The sequence below is a fragment of the Enterobacter sp. BNK-8 genome, assembly GCF_048685095.1.
GTDB classification, from domain to species: domain Bacteria; phylum Pseudomonadota; class Gammaproteobacteria; order Enterobacterales; family Enterobacteriaceae; genus Enterobacter; species Enterobacter quasiroggenkampii.
In genome coordinates this window covers 3,938,951-3,953,057 of the sequence record NZ_JBLQTN010000001.1, presented here as the reverse complement: position 1 = coordinate 3,953,057, position 14,107 = coordinate 3,938,951, and the positions used below count along the sequence as shown (strand labels likewise).

Annotated in this window: 11 protein-coding genes; 9 read left to right on the top strand and 2 right to left on the bottom strand. The window is 57.1% G+C overall.

Going from position 1 to position 14,107, the window contains the following annotated elements; translation table 11 throughout:
• Nucleotides 1–53 precede the first annotated feature (53 nt).
• The 6 genes from mreC to tldD all read left to right on the top strand — a co-directional run bounded on the left by mreC (nucleotide 54) and on the right by tldD (nucleotide 8,995).
• Entirely contained in the window at nucleotides 54–1,070 is a 1,017-nt protein-coding gene (mreC, locus tag ACMGGU_RS19100) for a rod shape-determining protein MreC (RefSeq protein ID WP_032650442.1), read from the top strand.
• Nucleotides 1,070–1,558, top strand: coding sequence for a rod shape-determining protein MreD (gene mreD, locus ACMGGU_RS19095; RefSeq protein WP_023309399.1), 489 nt, complete (start codon nucleotides 1,070–1,072; stop codon nucleotides 1,556–1,558). Before mreC ends, mreD begins: the two co-directional genes overlap by 1 nt.
• Before the next feature lie 9 nt (nucleotides 1,559–1,567).
• Entirely contained in the window at nucleotides 1,568–2,161 is a 594-nt protein-coding gene (locus ACMGGU_RS19090; protein ID WP_048028803.1) for a Maf family protein, read from the top strand.
• Nucleotides 2,151–3,620: a ribonuclease G gene (gene rng, locus ACMGGU_RS19085; RefSeq protein WP_008502847.1), complete on the top strand. Its 1,470-nt coding sequence runs from the start codon at nucleotides 2,151–2,153 to the stop codon at nucleotides 3,618–3,620. The genes ACMGGU_RS19090 and rng overlap by 11 nt, the downstream gene beginning before the upstream one ends.
• Before the next feature lie 41 nt (nucleotides 3,621–3,661).
• The gene (yhdP, locus tag ACMGGU_RS19080) at nucleotides 3,662–7,465 is read left to right on the top strand and encodes an AsmA2 domain-containing protein YhdP (RefSeq protein ID WP_420300848.1); all 3,804 of its coding nucleotides are present in this window, start codon (nucleotides 3,662–3,664) and stop codon (nucleotides 7,463–7,465) included.
• 84 nt (nucleotides 7,466–7,549) lie between these two features.
• Nucleotides 7,550–8,995, top strand: coding sequence for a metalloprotease TldD (gene tldD / locus ACMGGU_RS19075; RefSeq protein WP_045910133.1), 1,446 nt, complete (start codon nucleotides 7,550–7,552; stop codon nucleotides 8,993–8,995).
• Nucleotides 8,996–9,042: 47 nt separating this feature from the next.
• Here the strand turns inward: tldD and ACMGGU_RS19070 are convergent, their stop codons facing one another.
• Together ACMGGU_RS19070 and aaeR are read right to left on the bottom strand one after the other, a co-directional pair.
• Entirely contained in the window at nucleotides 9,043–9,657 is a 615-nt protein-coding gene (locus tag ACMGGU_RS19070) for a YagU family protein (protein ID WP_262796594.1), read from the bottom strand.
• Nucleotides 9,658–9,876: 219 nt separating this feature from the next.
• The gene (aaeR, locus tag ACMGGU_RS19065) at nucleotides 9,877–10,803 is read right to left on the bottom strand and encodes an HTH-type transcriptional activator AaeR (protein ID WP_023309395.1); all 927 of its coding nucleotides are present in this window, start codon (nucleotides 10,801–10,803) and stop codon (nucleotides 9,877–9,879) included.
• A gap of 179 nt (nucleotides 10,804–10,982) precedes the next feature.
• Here aaeR and aaeX point away from each other — a divergent pair, with 179 nt between their 5' ends.
• Genes aaeX through aaeB form a run of 3 tightly spaced genes read left to right on the top strand, consistent with a single transcriptional unit; the run spans nucleotide 10,983 to nucleotide 14,099 of the window.
• Complete coding sequence (gene aaeX / locus ACMGGU_RS19060) at nucleotides 10,983–11,186, top strand: p-hydroxybenzoic acid efflux pump operon protein AaeX (protein ID WP_003860416.1); 204 nt, start codon at nucleotides 10,983–10,985, stop codon at nucleotides 11,184–11,186.
• Nucleotides 11,187–11,193: 7 nt separating this feature from the next.
• Complete coding sequence (aaeA, locus tag ACMGGU_RS19055) at nucleotides 11,194–12,126, top strand: p-hydroxybenzoic acid efflux pump subunit AaeA (RefSeq protein WP_023309394.1); 933 nt, start codon at nucleotides 11,194–11,196, stop codon at nucleotides 12,124–12,126.
• A 5-nt stretch (nucleotides 12,127–12,131) separates the two neighbouring features.
• Nucleotides 12,132–14,099 carry a p-hydroxybenzoic acid efflux pump subunit AaeB gene (gene aaeB, locus ACMGGU_RS19050; RefSeq protein WP_252077680.1) on the top strand — a complete coding sequence of 656 codons (1,968 nt, stop codon included), beginning with the start codon at nucleotides 12,132–12,134 and terminating at the stop codon, nucleotides 14,097–14,099.
• Nucleotides 14,100–14,107 lie beyond the last annotated feature (8 nt).

The window sequence follows — 14,107 nt, the reverse complement described above, 5'->3', positions numbered from 1 at the left end:
AGAGGGTAGCAATTTGCTACCCTTTCTCTCTGACGCGAGAATACGCATAGCCTATGAAGCCAATTTTTAGCCGTGGCCCATCGCTACAGTTTCGCCTCATTCTGGCGGTTCTGGTTGCGCTTGGGGTCATTATTGCCGATAGCCGCCTCGGTACGTTCAGCCAGATCCGAACGTACATGGATACCGCCGTCAGTCCTTTCTACTTTATATCCAATGGTCCCCGTGAACTGCTCGACTCCGTTTCTCAAACGCTGTCTTCACGTGACCAACTCGAACTCGAAAACCGGGCATTACGTCAGGAACTGTTGCTGAAAAACAGCGAACTGCTGATGCTGGGGCAATACAAGCAGGAAAATGCGCGTCTGCGTGAACTGCTCGGCTCGCCGCTGCGTCAGGATGAGCAGAAAATGGTCACTCAGGTGATCTCCACCGTGAACGACCCTTACAGCGATCAGGTTGTGATCGACAAAGGGAGCGTGAACGGGGTGTATGAAGGTCAGCCTGTTATCAGTGATAAAGGCGTCGTGGGCCAGGTGGTTGCCGTGGCCAAACTGACCAGCCGCGTGCTGCTGATTTGTGATGCCACGCATGCGCTGCCGATCCAGGTGCTGCGCAACGACATCCGCGTGATTGCGGCCGGGAACGGCTGTACGGATGACCTGCAGCTGGAACACCTGCCGGCCAACACGGATATCCGCGTGGGCGACGTGCTGGTGACCTCCGGTCTGGGTGGCCGCTTCCCTGAAGGCTATCCGGTTGCGGTGGTCTCTTCGGTGAAGCTGGATACGCAGCGTGCCTATACCGTGATTCAGGCGCGTCCAACCGCCGGTTTGCAGCGTCTGCGCTATCTGCTGCTGCTGTGGGGCGCCGATCGTAACGGGGCTAACCCGATGACGCCTGAAGAGGTGCATCGTGTGGCAAATGAACGTCTGATGCAGATGATGCCGCAGGTTCTCCCGCCTGCGGATTCCATGGGGCCGCCTGCGCCAGTCCCGGCGCCGGCAACCGGGTTAACGCAGCCGCTGCCGGATGCGCCGCCACCGCCTAAACTCTCTTCGGGAGGGCAGTAGTGGCAAGCTATCGTAGCCAGGGACGCTGGGTCATCTGGCTCTCGTTTCTCATTGCACTGTTGCTGCAAGTGATGCCATGGCCGGATGACATTCTCGTTTTCCGGCCAAACTGGGTATTGCTCATTTTGCTCTACTGGATCCTTGCCCTGCCGCATCGCGTAAATGTCGGCACAGGTTTTGTGATGGGTGCCATACTGGATCTCATTAGCGGCTCAACGCTTGGTGTACGCGCCTTGTCCATGAGCATTATTGCGTACCTCGTCGCACTCAAATTCCAGCTCTTCCGTAACCTTGCGCTCTGGCAACAGGCCCTGGTTGTGATGTTGTTGTCGCTCGCTGCGGATATCGTTGTTTTCTGGGCAGAGTTTTTAGTGATCAACGTCTCTTTCCGACCGGAAGTGTTCTGGAGTAGTGTAGTAAACGGTGTGCTCTGGCCATGGCTGTTCCTGCTGATGCGTAAGGTTCGCCAGCAGTTTGCTGTGCAATAAAAGGTTTCTATGACGTCTTTGTATCTCGCTTCCGGCTCCCCGCGCCGTCAGGAACTCCTGACGCAGCTAGGGGTCTCTTTTGAACGCATCGTGACCGGCATTGAAGAACAACGTGCTGAGGGTGAAAGTGCTCAACAGTACGTGTCACGTCTGGCGCGGGAGAAAGCGCAGGCGGGCGTGGCCAGTGTGCCACGCGATCTCCCTGTGCTGGGGGCAGATACCATCGTTATCCTGAACGGTGAAGTGCTGGAGAAACCGCACGACGCCGATCATGCAGCGCGCATGCTGCGCAAGCTGTCCGGACAAACGCATCAGGTGATGACGGCCGTCGCGCTGGCCGATCGCCAGCACGTGCTGGACTGCCTGGTGGTGACGGAAGTGACCTTCAGAGTACTTACCGACGACGACATCGCCGCTTATATTGCCAGCGGTGAACCGATGGATAAAGCAGGTGCATACGGTATTCAGGGGCTGGGTGGCTGTTTTGTCAGGAAGATTCATGGCAGCTATCACGCCGTAGTCGGCTTACCGCTGGTGGAAACGTATGAGTTGCTGAGCAATTTTAACTCACTGCGTGAGGGAAGGGATAATTATGACGGCTGAATTGTTGGTAAACGTAACGCCATCGGAAACCCGTGTGGCCTATATTGATGGTGGCATTCTTCAGGAAATTCATATTGAGCGTGAAGCGCGGCGCGGAATAGTAGGCAATATCTACAAAGGTCGTGTCAGTCGTGTACTACCGGGTATGCAGGCGGCTTTTGTAGATATTGGACTCGATAAGGCGGCATTTTTACATGCTTCCGATATCATGCCGCACACCGAGTGCGTCGCGGGCGAAGAGCAAAAGCAGTTTGCCGTGCGCGATATTTCTGAACTGGTGCGTCAGGGACAGGATCTGATGGTGCAGGTGGTGAAAGATCCCCTCGGCACCAAAGGCGCCCGTCTGACCACCGATATCACCTTACCTTCCCGCTATCTGGTCTTTATGCCCGGCGCGTCGCACGTGGGCGTCTCACAGCGTATTGAGAGCGAAAGCGAGCGCGAGCGTCTGAAAAAAGTGGTCAGCGCCTACTGCGATGAACAGGGCGGATTTATCATCCGTACCGCCGCGGAGGGGATCAGCGAGGAGGACCTGGCGTCGGATGCGGCTTATCTGAAGCGCGTCTGGACAAAAGTGATGGAGCGTAAAAAACGCAACCAGACCCGCTATCAGCTCTATGGTGAGCTGGCGCTGGCGCAGCGCGTTCTGCGTGACTTTGCCGACGCGCAGCTCGACCGCATCCGCGTGGACTCTCGCCTGACGTATGAAGCGTTGCTGGAGTTTACCGCCGAATATATCCCGGAGATGCCAGGCCTGCTGGAGCACTACACCGGGCGTCAGCCGATCTTCGATCTCTATGATGTCGAAAACGAGATCCAGCGTGCTCTGGAGCGTAAGGTTGAGCTGAAGTCCGGCGGCTATCTGATCATCGATCAGACCGAAGCGATGACCACCGTCGATATCAACACCGGTGCGTTCGTCGGCCATCGCAACCTGGATGACACCATTTTCAACACCAACATCGAAGCCACGCAGGCGATTGCGCGCCAGCTTCGTCTGCGCAATCTGGGCGGCATTATCATCATCGACTTCATCGATATGAGTAATGAAGACCATCGTCGCCGCGTGCTGCACTCGCTTGAGCAGGCCCTGAGTAAAGATCGTGTGAAAACCAGCATCAACGGCTTCTCACAGCTGGGGCTGGTGGAAATGACGCGTAAGCGTACCCGCGAGAGCGTGGAGCATGTGCTGTGTAATGAATGCCCAACCTGCCATGGACGCGGAACGGTAAAGACGGTTGAGACCGTCTGTTACGAGATCATGCGTGAAATTGTGCGTGTGCATCATGCCTACGACTCCGACCGTTTTCTGGTCTATGCTTCCCCTGCGGTGGCTGAAGCGCTGAAAGGCGAAGAGTCACACGCGCTGGCGGAAGTGGAAATCTTTGTCGGCAAACAGGTAAAAGTACAAATTGAACCGCTCTATAACCAGGAGCAGTTTGACGTCGTGATGATGTAAGCGCAGTACGCTGCGTGACGAATGCTGACAAGGAGAGATGCGTGAGGCGATTGCCGGGGATTTTATTGCTTACAGGGGCAACGCTGGTCGTGATTGTCGCGTTGCTCGTGAGCGGGCTACGCCTCGTTTTACCGCATCTGGACAGCTGGCGTCCGCAGCTACTGGCGAAAATCGAATCCACTACCGGCGTGCCGGTGAACGTCAGCCAGGTCAGCGCTAACTGGCAGAATTTTGGCCCGACGCTCGATGTCCGGGATATCAACGCCAGCCTGAAAGATGGCGGCTACCTGAAAATCAAGCGCGTGACCCTGGCGCTGGACGTCTGGCAAAGCCTGCTGCATCTGCGCTGGCAGTTTCGCGATCTCACCTTTTATCAGCTCCAGTTCCTGACCAATACGCCGCTGTTTGGCGGCGATAGCGGTCAGGGTCTTGAAGCCAACCGCTTCAGCGATCTTTTCCTCCGCCAGTTCGATCATTTCGATCTGCGCGACAGCGAAGTGAGCTTTATTACCCTTTCCGGCCAGCGCGCCGAGCTGGCGATCCCACAGCTGACCTGGCTCAACGGTAAGGATCGGCACCGCGCCGAGGGGCAGGTCAATCTCTCAAGCCTGAACGGCCAGCACGGCGTGATGCAGGTACGTATGGATCTGCGCGACGATGACGGCCTGTTAAATAACGGCAAAGTCTGGCTGCAGGCCGACGATGTGGACGTCAAGCCGTGGCTGGGCGACTGGCTCCAGCAAAATATGCAGCTGGAAACGGCCCGCTTCAGTCTTGAAGGCTGGTTGACCCTGACGAAAGGCGAATTTGCCAGCGGCGATATCTGGCTCAAGCAGGGAGGCGCGAGCTGGAAAGGTGAAAACCAGCAGCATCAGCTTTCCGTCGATAACCTCACCGCGCACGTGACGCAGGAGAGAGAGGGCTGGCAGTTTGCCATTCCCGATACGCGCATCACGATGGACGGCAAGCCGTGGCCGCGCGGTGCGCTGACGCTGGCCTGGATGCCGGAGCAGGACGTTGGCGGCACGGCCAGTAAACGCAGCGACGAGCTGCGTATCCGTGCCAGTAACCTGGATTTGGCCGCTATTGAAGGGCTGCGCTCGATGGCGGCAAAGCTTTCTCCTGACCTGGGCGAGATCTGGCTGGCTACGCAGCCGAGCGGAAAGATTGATTCTCTGGCGCTGGATATTCCGCTTCAGGCGACGGAAAAAACCCGTTTCCAGGCGACATGGAAAGATCTTGCCTGGAAGCAGTGGAAGCTGTTGCCGGGTGCGGAGCACTTTAGCGGCAAGCTGGAAGGCAGCGTGGAGAACGGCAGGCTGACGGTTGATATGCACGACGCCAAAATGCCTTACGAGACGGTCTTCCGCGCGCCGCTGGAAATCGAACAGGGCAACGCAGTGCTTAACTGGCTCCGTAACGACAAGGGTTTCCAGCTCGATGGCCGGCATATCGACGTCAAAGCGAAAGCGGTGCATGCGCGCGGCGATTTCCGCTATTTGCAGCCTGAAGGGGATGAGCCGTGGCTGGGGATTCTGGCCGGGATCAGTACCGATGACGGCTCACAGGCCTGGCGCTATTTCCCGGAAAACCTGATGGGGAAAGCGCTGGTAGACTATCTGAGCGGTGCGATTCAGGGCGGTCAGGCGGATAATGCCACGCTGGTTTACGGCGGTAATCCGCATCTGTTCCCGTATAAACATAATGAAGGTCAGTTCCAGGTTCTGGTGCCGCTGCATGACGCCACTTTCGCGTTCCAGCCGGGCTGGCCCGCGCTGAAAAACCTGGATATCGAACTTAATTTCCTCAATGACGGCCTGTGGATGAAGTCCGACAGCGTGGCGCTGGGCGGCGTGACGGCCAGCAACCTGACGGCCAACATTCCGGACTACTCAAAAGAGAAGCTGCTGATTGATGCCGACATCAACGGTCCCGGCAAGGCGGTGGGACCGTACTTTGAGGAGACCCCTCTGAAAGAGTCACTGGCCGCGACGCTTCAGCAGCTCCAGCTTGATGGCGATGTGAATGCTCGCTTACATCTTGATATCCCGCTGGACGGTGAGATGACCACCGCGAAAGGCGACGTCCGTCTGAAGAACAACAGTCTGTACATCAAACCCCTTGAGAGCACCCTGAAAAATCTCAGCGGGCAGTTCAGCTTTGAGAACGGCAACCTGAAGAGCGAACCGCTTACCGCCAGCTGGTTTAATCAGCCCGTGAATATCGACTTCACGACCACAGAGGGTGAAAAGGCGTATCAGGTGGCCGTCAATCTCGACGGCAACTGGCAGCCAGCGCGAATGGACATCCTGCCGAAGCCGATTGAGGCGTCCGTGGAGGGCGCAGTCGCCTGGAAAGGTAAAGTGGCAATAGACCTGCCTTATCACGCGGGCGCGCAGTACAAGGTCGACATCACGGGCGATCTGAAAAACCTTCACAGCCAGCTGCCTGCGCCGCTGGATAAACAGGCCGGACAGCCGCTGCCGGTGAAGCTGAACGTGGATGGCAACCTGAACAGCTTCGCGCTGACCGGCAGCGCGGGCGGGACGAACCACTTCAACAGTCGCTGGTTGCTTAACCGCAAGCTCACCCTCGACAAAGCCATCTGGACGACGGATAGCCGCTCCACGCCACCGCTGCCGGAACAGGCGGGCATTGAGCTGAATCTTCCGCCGATGGACGGTGCAGAGTGGCTGGCGCTGTTCCAGAAAGGCGTTGGGCAAAACGTCGATGAAACCGCCCAGTTCCCGCAAGCCATTACCGTACGCACGCCGTCGCTAATGCTCGGCGGGCAGCAGTGGAACAACCTGAGCATTGTCTCACAGCCTGGCGCTAACGGTACGAAGGTGGAAGCCCAGGGCAGAGAGATCAACGGTACGCTGACCATGCGCAATCACGCGCCGTGGCAGGCGGCGATCCGCTACCTCTACTACAACCCGGCAAGCGCCGCGAGCGGGAAAGACAAACCGGCTGCGACGTCGCCGCTGAGTCAAATCTCCCGCGTCGATTTTAGCGGCTGGCCCGATCTCCAGCTGCGCTGTGCAGAGTGCTGGCTGTGGGGGCAGAAATATGGCCGCATCGACGGTGATTTTGCCATCCAGGGAAACACGCTTACGCTCTCGGGCGGCCTGGTTGATACCGGCTTTGGCCGCATGACGGCGGGCGGGGAATGGGTGAATAATCCGGGCGAGCAGCGGACGTCCCTCAAGGGCGACATTAAAGGCAACAAACTGGATGCAGCAGCCAATTTCTTTGGCATCAGCACGCCGCTGCGCGGTTCGTCATTTGACGTTAATTACGATCTTCACTGGCGCGACGCACCGTGGAAGCCGGATGAGGCCTCGCTTAATGGCATTTTGAAAACCCACTTCGGCAAAGGTGAGATCGCCGACGTGAGTACGGGGCGCGCCGGCCAGATCCTGCGCCTCCTCAGCTTTGATGCGCTGCTGCGCAAGCTGCGCTTCGATTTCAGCGATACCTTCAGCGAAGGGTTCTACTACGATTCCATCCGCAGTACGGCGTGGATCAAGGACGGCGTTCTGCATACGGACGATACGCTGGTGGATGGCCTGGAAGCGGACATTGCCATGAAAGGCTCCGTTAACCTCGTGCGCCGCGAGCTGGATATGGAAGCCGTGGTGGCACCGGAAATTTCCGCGAGCGTGGGCGTTGCGGCGGCCTTTGTGGTGAACCCGATTGTCGGCGCGGCGGTGTTTGCCGCCAGCAAAGTGCTGGGGCCGCTGTGGAGCAAGGTCTCCATTCTGCGCTACCGCATTACCGGTCCGATCGATAAACCGCAGATTAACGAGGTGCTGCGCCAGCCGCGCAAAGATGCACAGCAATGATTTGACGTGGGCAGGTAATTGCCTCACTCTCAATAAATACGATCTTTATACCGCCACGGGCGGCAACGAACGAGTAGCAATACGATGAGTCTGAACCTGGTAAGTGAACATTTGCTCGCAGCGAACGGCCTGAGCCATCAGGACCTGTTCTCCATTCTTGGTCAACTGACCGAACGCCGTCTCGACTACGGCGACCTTTATTTCCAGTCGAGCTATCACGAATCCTGGGTTTTAGAAGACAGCATCATCAAAGATGGCTCTTACAACATTGACCAGGGCGTCGGCGTCCGCGCCGTCAGCGGCGAGAAAACCGGTTTTGCCTATGCGGATCAGATTAGCCTCGCCGCACTTGAGCAGAGCGCGCAGGCGGCGCGCACCATTGTGCGTGATACCGGTGATGGACGTGTGAAAACGCTGGGAGAAGTGCAGCACTCTGCGCTCTATACCAGCATCGATCCGCTGCAGAGCATGAGCCGTGAAGAGAAGCTGGATATTCTGCGTCGCGTGGACAAAGTCGCCCGCGCGGCGGACAAACGCGTGCAGGAAGTCTCAGCCAGCCTGAGCGGTGTGTATGAACTGATTCTGGTGGCGGCAACCGACGGCACCCTGGCGGCTGATGTCCGTCCGCTGGTGCGTCTCTCCATCAGCGTGCAGGTCGATGAGGACGGCAAACGCGAGCGCGGCTCAAGCGGCGGCGGCGGTCGTTTTGGCTATGACTGGTTCCTGGGCGACGTTGACGGTGAAGCGCGCGCTGACGCGTGGGCAAAAGAAGCCGTGCGTATGGCGCTGGTGAATCTGAATGCCGTCGCGGCACCGGCGGGGTCATTCCCGGTGGTGCTGGGTGCCGGCTGGCCGGGTGTGCTATTACACGAGGCGGTGGGCCACGGTCTGGAAGGCGATTTTAACCGTCGCGGGACGTCCGTGTTCAGCGGTCAGATCGGGCAACTCGTCTCCTCTGAGCTGTGTACCGTGGTGGATGACGGCACCATGCTTGACCGTCGTGGCTCGGTGGCTATCGACGATGAAGGTACGCCAGGTCAGTACAATGTGCTGATTGAAAACGGCGTGCTGAAAGGCTACATGCAGGACAAACTCAACGCGCGCCTGATGGGCGTTGCGCCGACGGGCAACGGACGTCGCGAATCTTACGCGCACCTGCCGATGCCGCGCATGACCAATACGTATATGCTGCCGGGCAAATCCACGCCGCAGGAGATTATCGAATCCGTTGATTACGGTATCTTTGCGCCAAACTTTGGCGGTGGCCAGGTGGACATCACCTCCGGTAAGTTTGTCTTCTCTACCTCAGAAGCGTACCTGATTGAGAAGGGCAAAGTGACCAAAGCGGTGAAAGGTGCGACGCTGATTGGCTCCGGTATTGAAGCCATGCAGCAGATCTCGATGGTCGGTAACGATCTGAAGCTGGATAACGGCGTGGGCGTCTGCGGTAAAGAGGGCCAGAGCCTGCCGGTGGGCGTGGGCCAGCCAACGCTGAAAGTGGACAACCTGACGGTAGGCGGCACTGCCTGACCTGAATGGGCATAAAAAAATGGCGCTACTGATGTAGCGCCTTTTTTTTAACGTAAGTTACCCAGCGGTATCTCCGGATCCGGCTCGTGTGTGATGCGGTTACGCAAGTCACGACGAATAATTTCGATCGACCAGAACCAGACCAGATGGCCTACGATCTCTGAAACGTGTTCATACCACGGCAGCTCAAACAGCGGCGGCGTCAGCCCCATCAGCGGGAAGGAGATCATATGCACAAAGAGCTGAGCTAACGCACCCGCCAGCAAACCCTGCCAGAGTTTAATTTTCGGGAAGACTTCAGCCACGACACAATAGCCAACAGCGAAGACGATTGAGAAAATAATATGCGTCACGCCAACCCAGTTAAATATATGTCCGGCAAATGTATAAACTGCCGCGTTAGGATCAACAACGCCCAGCCAGTCGCGTAAAAATACATAGGGAGGGTTTAAAAAATTGCGGGAACAGTCAATCTCGCTTGCGGCTCTTATTAATTGCTCGGGTCCACATGCGCCGGTGAATAAGTCGGAGGGGCTGCGTGGCGGAAGCGGTACTTCGGCTCCCCATTTGACAAACGCGGAGACAATCCCTGCAATTAAACCGATGAACGCGGCGAGTCCATAGCGCCTGCGTGAAGGCGGTGTTTGTTCAAATAGATTCATTTCTTTTCCTTGTTTAACGTCATCCTGCGGAATACATTTTATTATTCATATCAGCAACAAATTAATAACAGTCTGACGAGCAGACTACATATAAAGTAATGGGCTGGTAGCGGCAGTGTCAATTCTCTATTCCTGATAGTGGCGAAGGAATATTCCTGAATCAACAAGAGATTCATCCTGGGAATATTCATTGCCTCTATGCGTTAAGAAATAAATTGATTATTCCTTTCTTCTTCCCCGCATCCCCTGAAACAGCTCCGCCACGTCCACAAAATACTCGGTCAGATAGTTAATACATACCTGGACTTTCAGCGGAAGCTTGTCTTTTTCGGTATACAGGGCGTACACCGGACGCGGATCGGACTGGTAGCGCGGGAAGAGGATCTCCAGTACGCCGCTGTTGATCTCGTTGATCACCCACATCAGCGGCACGTAGGCGATCCCGGCGCCGGCTACCAGCCAGCGCGAAATGGTCATCGGATCGTTGGTGACAAACCGTCCTTCCGGCAGCAGTCGGGTGGAGATCCCCTCCGGGGCAATCAGCTCAAATTCATTGTCGGGCCGCACGCTGTACTCCAGCCACGAGTGGTTGGTGAGGTCGGCGGGTTTCTCCGGCACACCGTACTGGGCCAGATAGCTCTTCGAAGCGCAGACGACCATCGGCATGCTGCCCAGCCGACGCGAGAACAGGCTGGAATCCTGCAGCGCGCCGACGCGGATCACCACGTCCAGACCGTCGGCTATCAGATCCGGCGCCGGGATACCCGTCACCAGATTAACGGTAAGCCCGGGATACTCTTTCAGCATATCCGCCGTCATGGCAGCGAGAACATTTTGTGCCATAGTTGAAGAACACCCGATGCGCAGCGTGCCGATGGGGGTGTTGTTGAAGGCGTAGAGCTGTTCGTGAACATCCTGCACTTCAAGCAGCATACGGCGACAGCCCTGATAGTAAATTTTGCCCGCTTCCGTCAGCCCAATGCTGCGGGTACTGCGGTTGAGCAGCTTGACCTGAAGCTCATCTTCCAGTTTAGACACCGTCTGGCTGATGGATGAGACGCTCATCTGAAGCTGGCGTGCAGCGGCGGTAAAGGAGCCCAGTTCAACCACTTTGGCGAAGACTGACATGCGTTTTAAACGTTCCATTGTTCACTCTGGCTTAAAAGTGATTTAGATCACATATTATAGATAACAGCATAACAGTTACGTTAATATATTATTTATTACATAACGGCTGCGCCATTCTCGCCCGGCGTTTCTTGCTCTCCTGCGATGGCGTGCGCTAAAAAATTCTGAAGCCTGCACTCTCTCTAATCAAGGTCAACATGAGTCTGTTTCCCGTTATCGTGGTGTTCGGTTTGTCCTTCCCACCGATATTTTTCGAGCTTCTTTTATCACTGGCGATCTTCTGGCTGGTGCGCAAGGTGCTGGTCCCTACCGGGATCTACGATTTCGTCTGGCACCCTGCATTGTTCAATACCGCGCTGTATTGCTGCCTGTTCTACCTTATATCGCGCATGTTTGTCTGAGGTTGATGTGAAAACGCTAACAAGAAAAATCTCCCGCACTGCCATCACCATGGCGCTGGTTATCCTCGCCTTCATCGCTATTTTCCGCGCCTGGGTCTATTACACCGAATCACCGTGGACGCGTGATGCACGCTTCAGCGCCGATGTGGTGGCGATCGCCCCTGACGTGGCCGGTCTCATCACGGCGGTCAACGTACACGATAACCAACTGGTGAAAAAAGATCAGGTTCTGTTCACCATCGACCAGCCTCGTTACCAGAAAGCACTGGAAGAGGCGGAAGCGGACGTGGCCTATTACCAGGCGCTGGCTGCGGAGAAACGCCGCGAAGCTGGCCGCCGTAACCAGCTTGGCGTTCAGGCAATGTCCCGTGAAGAGATTGATCAGTCCAACAACGTGCTGCAAACCGTGCTGCACCAGCTGGCGAAAGCACAAGCAACGCGCGATCTGGCGAAGCTCGATCTGGAGCGTACCGTGATCCGCGCGCCGTCTGATGGCTGGGTGACCAACCTTAATGTGTATGCCGGGGAATTTATTACCCGTGGCTCAACCGCCGTGGCGCTGGTGAAACAGAACTCCTTCTACGTACTCGCCTATATGGAAGAGACCAAGCTGGAAGGCGTACGTCCGGGCTACCGGGCAGAAATCACGCCGCTGGGCAGCAACCGCGTCTTTAAAGGTACCGTCGACAGCGTCGCCGCGGGGGTGACCAACTCCAGCAGTTCGAACGATGCAAAAGGAATGGCAACGGTGGATTCCAATCTCGAGTGGGTGCGTCTGGCCCAGCGCGTGCCGGTCCGTATCCATCTGGACGAACAGCAGGGCAACCTGTGGCCTGCGGGTACCACGGCGACGGTGGTGATTACCGGTGAAAAAGATCGGGATGCCAGCCAGGACTCGTTCTTCCGTAAAATCGCCCACCGTCTGCGCGAGTTTGGTTAATCGCTATGGGCATCTTTTCCATCGCCAGCCAGCACATTCGCTTCGCCGTGAAGCTGGCGTGTGCCATTGTGCTGGCGCTGTTTGTTGGCTTTCACTTCCAGCTTGAAACCCCTCGCTGGGCAGTGCTGACGGCTGCGATTGTCGCGGCGGGCCCGGCCTTTGCTGCGGGTGGGGAACCCTATTCAGGCGCGATCCGCTATCGCGGGATGCTGCGTATCATCGGGACGTTTATCGGCTGTTTCGCGGCGCTCACCATTATTATTCTGATGATCCGCACACCGTTGCTGATGCTGATGGTGTGCTGTATCTGGGCGGGCTTTTGCACCTGGATCTCGTCTCTGGTGAAAGTGGAGAACTCCTACGCCTGGGGGCTGGCGGGCTATACCGCGCTGATTATTATCATCACCATCCAGTCCGAGCCGCTGCTGGCTCCGCAGTTTGCGGTGGAGCGATGCAGCGAAATTGTCATTGGTATCGTGAGTGCGATTGTCGCGGACCTGCTGTTCTCCCCGCGCTCCATCAAGCAGGAAGTCGATCGAGAGCTTGACGCGCTGATTGTCGCTCAGTACCAGCTGATGCAGCTCTGCATCAAGCACGGCGACAGCGAAGAGGTGGATAAAGCCTGGAGCGGGCTGGTTCGCCGCACGCAGGCGCTGGAGGGGATGCGCAGCAATCTCAATATGGAGTCGTCACGCTGGGCCCGCGCTAACCGTCGTCTGAAAGCTCTTAATACGGTCTCGTTAACGCTGATTACCCAGGCATGTGAAACCTATCTGATACAGAACACGCGCCCGGAAGCGGTCACCGATACCTTCCGCGAACTGTTCGCCGAGCCGGTGGAAACGGTGCAGGACGTGCACAAGCAGCTGAAGCGTATGCGCAGGGTGATCGCCTGGACAGGGGAGCGCGACACGCCGGTAACCATCTACACCTGGGTCGGCGCCGCGACGCGCTACCTGCTGCTGAAACGCGGCGTGATCGGAAATACCAAAATCAGCGCGGCGGAAGAAGAGGTGCTGCAGGGCGAAGTGGTGATCAAGGCGGAATCCGCCGAGCGCCATCACGCGATGGTTAACTTCTGGCGTACGACGCTCGCCTGTATGCTCGGCACGCTGTTCTGGCTGTGGACGGGCTGGACGTCCGGCAGCGGCGCGATGGTGATGATTGCCGTCGTGACCGCACTGGCGATGCGTCTGCCTAATCCGCGTATGGTCGCCATCGATTTCCTGTACGGCACCATTGCCGCCCTGCCGATAGGCGCGCTCTACTTTCTGGTCATCATCCCGTCGACGCAGCAGAGCATGCTGCTGCTCTGTATTAGCCTGGCGGTAATGGCGTTCTTTATCGGCATTGAAGTGCAAAAGCGACGTCTGGGATCGCTGGGGGCGCTGGCGAGTACGATTAACATCATCGTGCTCGATAACCCGATGACCTTCCATTTCAGCCAGTTCCTCGACAGCGCGTTAGGTCAGCTGGTGGGCTGTTTCCTGGCAATGATGGTGATTCTGCTGGTCCGCGATAATTCGCAGGCAAGAACGGGCCGCGTGCTGTTGAACCAGTTTGTGTCGGCCGCCGTGTCGTCGATGACAACCAACACCGCGCGCCGTAAAGAGAACCATCTGCCCGCGCTCTACCAGCAGCTGTTTTTACTGCTGAACAAGTTTCCGGGCGATATCGGCAAGTTCCGGCTGGCGCTGACCATGATCATTGCACATCAGCGTCTGCGTAACGCACCGGTGCCGATCAACGACGATCTGTCGGCCTGGCACCGCCAGCTGCGTCGTACCGCTGACCACGTGCTTTCCGCCAGCAGTGATGACAAACGACGTCGCTACTTTACGCAACTGCTTGAAGAGCTGGATATCTACCAGGAGAAGCTTAAAACCTGGGAAGCGCCGCCACAGGTGACCGAGCCGGTAGGACGGCTGGTGTTGATGCTGCATCGCTACCAGAATGCCCTCACGGATAGCTGACCGAAGTA

Excerpts from the sequence above, each read along its gene's own strand:
- aaeX (WP_003860416.1), top strand. The coding sequence starts at position 10,983 with ATGAGTCTGTTTCCCGTTATCGTGGTGTTCGGTTTGTCCTTCCCACCG.
- mreC (WP_032650442.1), top strand. The coding sequence starts at position 54 with ATGAAGCCAATTTTTAGCCGTGGCCCATCGCTACAGTTTCGCCTCATT.
- rng (WP_008502847.1), top strand. The coding sequence starts at position 2,151 with ATGACGGCTGAATTGTTGGTAAACGTAACGCCATCGGAAACCCGTGTG.
- ACMGGU_RS19070 (WP_262796594.1), bottom strand. The coding sequence starts at position 9,657 with ATGAATCTATTTGAACAAACACCGCCTTCACGCAGGCGCTATGGACTC.
- aaeR (WP_023309395.1), bottom strand. The coding sequence starts at position 10,803 with ATGGAACGTTTAAAACGCATGTCAGTCTTCGCCAAAGTGGTTGAACTG.
- ACMGGU_RS19090 (WP_048028803.1), top strand. The coding sequence starts at position 1,568 with ATGACGTCTTTGTATCTCGCTTCCGGCTCCCCGCGCCGTCAGGAACTC.
- tldD (WP_045910133.1), top strand. The coding sequence starts at position 7,550 with ATGAGTCTGAACCTGGTAAGTGAACATTTGCTCGCAGCGAACGGCCTG.
- aaeB (WP_252077680.1), top strand. The coding sequence starts at position 12,132 with ATGGGCATCTTTTCCATCGCCAGCCAGCACATTCGCTTCGCCGTGAAG.